Origin of the sequence: Pseudonocardia sp. (assembly GCF_025465255.1) — a bacterium.
Taxonomy (GTDB): Bacteria; Actinomycetota; Actinomycetes; order Mycobacteriales; family Pseudonocardiaceae; genus Pseudonocardia.
Genome location: NZ_JAODNI010000138.1, coordinates 1 through 4,180, shown reverse-complemented (window position 1 = coordinate 4,180; position 4,180 = coordinate 1). Strand labels below are relative to the sequence as shown.

Below are 4,180 nucleotides of genomic sequence, written 5' to 3'. Positions count from 1 at the left end.
TTGGTCGCCTTGTCGAGCGCCTGGACGTTGACGATGCCGATTGCGTCGATGTCGAAGGTGACCTCGATCTGCGGCACGCAGCGCGTCGCCGGCGGAATGCCGAACAGGTCGAACTGGCCCAGCATCTTGTTGTCGGCGGCCATCGGGCGCTCGCCCTTGAATACCCGGATCGTCACGGCCGACTGTCTGTCGTCCGCGGTGGTGAAGATCTCCGAGCGCTTGGTCGGGATCGTGGTGTTGCGCTCGATCAGCTTGGTCATGATGCCGCCCTTGGTCTCGATGCCGAGGGACAGCGGGGTGACGTCGAGCAGCAGGACGTCCTTGACCTCACCGCGGAGCACACCGGCCTGCAGCGCGGCACCGACGGCGACGACCTCGTCCGGGTTCACGCCCTTGTTGGGCTCCTTGCCACCGGTCAGCTCCTTGACGAGCTCGGTGACGGCCGGCATGCGGGTGGAACCACCGACGAGCACCACGTGGTCGATCTGGCCGACGGAGATGCCGGCGTCCTTGATCACCTGGTTGAACGGCGCGCGGGTGCGGTCCAGCAGGTCGGAGGTGATCCGCTGGAACTCGGCGCGGGAGAGCGTCTCGTCCAGGAACAGCGGGTTCTTGTCCGCGTCCACCGTGATGTACGGCAGGTTGATCGTGGCGCTCGACGAGCTGGACAGCTCGATCTTCGCCTTCTCCGCCGCCTCACGCAGACGCTGCAGGGCCATCTTGTCCCTGGTCAGGTCGATGCCCTGGGAGTTCTTGAACTTGTCGACGAGCCACGTGATGATCCGCTCGTCCCAGTCGTCACCACCGAGGTGGTTGTCGCCGTTGGTCGCCTTGACCTCGACGACGCCCTCGCCGATCTCGAGCAGGGACACGTCGAACGTGCCGCCACCGAGGTCGAAGACGAGGATCGTCTGCTCCTTCTCACCCTTGTCCAGGCCGTACGCCAGCGCGGCCGCGGTGGGCTCGTTGACGATGCGGAGCACGTTCAGGCCCGCGATCTGGCCGGCCTCCTTGGTGGCCTGTCGCTGCGCGTCCTCGAAGTAGGCGGGGACCGTGATCACCGCGTCGGTGATGTCCTCACCCAGGTACGCCTCGGCGTCGCGCTTGAGCTTCTGCAGCACGCGCGCGCTGATCTCCTGCGAGGAGTACTTCTTGCCGTCGACGTCACCCGTCGACCAGTCCGTGCCGATGTGGCGCTTGACCGAACGGATCGTCCTGTCGACGTTGGTGACGGCCTGGTTCTTGGCCGACTGGCCGACCAGAACCTCACCGTTGCGGGCGAATGCGACGACCGAGGGCGTGGTTCGGGCGCCCTCGGAGTTCGCGATCACCGTCGGCTCGCCGCCCTCGAGGACGGCGACGACGGAGTTGGTGGTCCCGAGGTCGATACCGACCGCACGAGCCATGGTGGTTGCCTCCGTGTTGCTGTACTGACAGGTCTGATTGAGCTTGCCGGACTCAAGTCTCGCCGCGATCCTGCCATAGGGTCAATCGGGCCTTGAGCCGGATCCGCTCAACTTGCTCACCCGGCTCAACGAGCGGGTCCGGAGACTTGTTCCCGCCCGGCTCAACTTCCCTACCCGCCCACGAACAACTCACAGGCAGGTACGACGACCCGCTCCGCGCCCGAACCCCGCGAGTCGCGTTCTGAGGCCGGGCGAGTCGCGTTCCGGCGCGCCCCGCGCGTCGACGACTCGCCCGGTCCTCCCTCGCGACTCGCCCGGTCCCAGACAGCGACTCGCACGGCGTCAGATGCCGACTCGCGGGGTATCGGAGAGTCTCGGGATGACGCTAGACAGGGCTAGAGAGTGTTACGGAGGGCCACAGGGCTACAGGGGAGCGGCCGGCCGGGGCTCGACCCGGCCTTCGGAGGGCGCGGGCAGCGGATCCTCGACGGGTGCGAGCACCCGGTGCTGCCGCGGGTCCGGGACCGGTGTGCTCGAGGCGTCCCGGTACTCGAGCTCGCCCGCGGCGTCCAGGTCCGCGATGTAGCCCGCGGCGGCGAGTTGCTCCTCGTCGAGGTCGGTGAGCAGCTCCCAGCGGCTCGGGACGACCCGGTAGTCCGGCCAGCGCAGATGCCCGTAGGCGTCGTGCAGGTCCGCCAGCATCCCGGCGAACACCTGCTGCCAGCGCAGCGGCATGGATTCGGCGAGCGAGCGCGGGACGACGAGATAGTCCGGGCCGGCGCCGGGGGCGGGGCGGTCCAGGTAGTCCGCGAGCGGGGTCGTGGAGGCCGGGGTGCGCGGGAGGGGTTGGCGCGGGTCCGTGCGGGCCATCGGGGCGGGAACCCTCCGAGATCGAGGTCAGGCGGTGTTGGGGGCGGTGCCGGGGCGGGTGGCCAGCGGTACCAGTTCCCGATAGTCCCACGACACCTTCTGCACCCGGACGTTCTGCCCGCTGTACGGCGCCTCGACCATCTGGCCGTCGCCCATGTAGAGGAAGACGTGGTGGATCGTCGTCGGGTCCGAACGGTCCGTCGCGTAGAACATCAGGTCGCCGGGCTGGGCCTCGCGGACGGGGACGTGGCCACCGGCCCTGAACTGGTCCCGGGAGACGCGGGGCAGGTTGATCCCGGCGAGGTTGTAGGCCCACTGCATCAGCCCGGAGCAGTCGTAGGTGTCGGGGCCCTCCGCGCCCCAGACGTACGGCTTGCCGACTTCCTTCAGCGCCGCGTCGATCGCCGTCCTCGCGACGCCGACGGGCAGGCTCGCCGAACCGGAGCCGCAGCCCGACGGGTCCGGCACGTCGGCGATGGTCCCGACCAGCTGGGCGGCGAGGCCCTCCCACTTGGCGTAGGCGTTCGGGAAGGCTGAACGCTGGACGTCCTGGGCCGCCTTGGTGACCGGCTTGGCCTCCCAGTTCCCGCTGCCCTGCAGGGCGTCGTAGAACTTCCGCGCGCTGTACTGCGGGTCCGTGACCTCCGCCGGCGAGCCCCAGCCCTGCGAGGGACGCTGCTGGAACAGGCCGCGCGAGTCACGGTCGCCGTAGTCGATGTTGCGCAGGGTGGACTCCTGCATGGCCGTCGCCAGAGCCACCAGCCACGCCCGCGACGGGAGACCCATCTCCTTGCCGACGGCGATGATCGTCGCCGCGTTCCGCTTCTGCTCGTCGCTGAGCGTCTCGATCGTGCTGCCGGCCTGGCGGGCCGAGCTGAGCGGGCCGATCCCGGCGTCGCAGGTCCGCGGGCCCGACGGTGTCCCGATGCCCGAGTTGGGCGCGAACACCACGAACCCGATGGCCAGGAACATCACCAGCGCGGCCCCGATCGCCACGAGGGGCAGGAGGAGCCGCAGCGGGCGCAACGCTCTCGTGTTCACGCCGCCTCCACTGGAGGAAGCGCGTCGACGGGCCTCATGCCTTGTCGTAGCCGGCGACCTGCCAGCCACCGCTCTCGGTCTGCACGACGAGCACGCGCAGCGTCAACGCGTCCGTCGGGACGTCGACCCGGACCGAGCGGGGCGAGACCTGCACGGCCTTCGGCTCACCGGTCACCCGGCTCGCCGGGATGTTGCGTGGGTCGACGCCGGTCAGGGTGCCGATGTACTCGTCCGTCGTGTACGGGCGCAGGCCGGCCACCCACTGCTCGGACGTCATCCCCTCCGGATGCGTCGCCCAGTTCCGGGACCAGTCCGCCGCGACGGACAGGGCCTGCGCCGGGGCGGCGGAGAGCGGCAGGGTCGTCGGGGTCAGCGGGGCGACGGGCGGCAGCGCGGTCGGCTCCGCGGACGCCGAGCCCCGGGACGTCCCGGCCCCGACGCCGACCGGGGAACCGGACCGCCCGGTGACGACCGGGTCCGGTGCCCGCCCGCGCAGCGACGTCGCGAGCGCGCTGACCCCGATCACCAGGCCGAGGACGACGACGGCGGTCACGGCGAGCCGCAGCGGGGAACGCAGGGGCCACGACCAGACGGACCGGTAGGCCGCCGACCGCCCGCGCGGGGACCTAATCGGCACTGCCGCTCCAACCGGGCCGGTTCGGTCCCGCCCCGTTCGCGGAGGAGCGCGGGCGGTAGATCCGGTAGACCGGGACCCCGTCGACGAGCTCGGGCTCGACGGTGCGGGCCGGCGGCCGCTCCGCGTCCGAGCGGCGGTAGATGCCGCGCTCGTCGACGCCGTCCGGGTCCGCACGGCCGGGCACGCCGCCGGCCACCCGGGCGCCGGCGCCCCCGCCCGACGGCAG

The 4,180-nt window shown here is 70.9% G+C and carries 4 protein-coding genes and 1 pseudogene; all 5 read right to left on the bottom strand.

The features are described 5' to 3' along the window. Positions 1 to 1,406: molecular chaperone DnaK (gene dnaK / locus JWP64_RS16830; RefSeq protein WP_297497834.1), on the bottom strand; the 1,406-nt coding region annotated here is incomplete at its 3' end. 423 nt (positions 1,407 to 1,829) lie between these two features. After that, complete coding sequence (locus JWP64_RS16825; RefSeq protein WP_297497831.1) at positions 1,830 to 2,276, bottom strand: hypothetical protein; 447 nt, start codon at positions 2,274 to 2,276, stop codon at positions 1,830 to 1,832. A gap of 27 nt (positions 2,277 to 2,303) precedes the next feature. Further along, positions 2,304 to 3,317, bottom strand: coding sequence for a C40 family peptidase (locus JWP64_RS16820; protein WP_366890092.1), 1,014 nt, complete (start codon positions 3,315 to 3,317; stop codon positions 2,304 to 2,306). 34 nt (positions 3,318 to 3,351) lie between these two features. Further along, entirely contained in the window at positions 3,352 to 3,954 is a 603-nt protein-coding gene (locus JWP64_RS16815; protein ID WP_297497829.1) for a hypothetical protein, read from the bottom strand. After that, positions 3,944 to 4,180: pseudogene (locus JWP64_RS16810) on the bottom strand (hypothetical protein); the annotation flags it as partial. The pseudogene JWP64_RS16810 and the gene JWP64_RS16815, both read right to left, overlap by 11 nt.

Excerpts from the sequence above, each read along its gene's own strand:
- JWP64_RS16825 (WP_297497831.1), bottom strand. The coding sequence starts at position 2,276 with ATGGCCCGCACGGACCCGCGCCAACCCCTCCCGCGCACCCCGGCCTCC.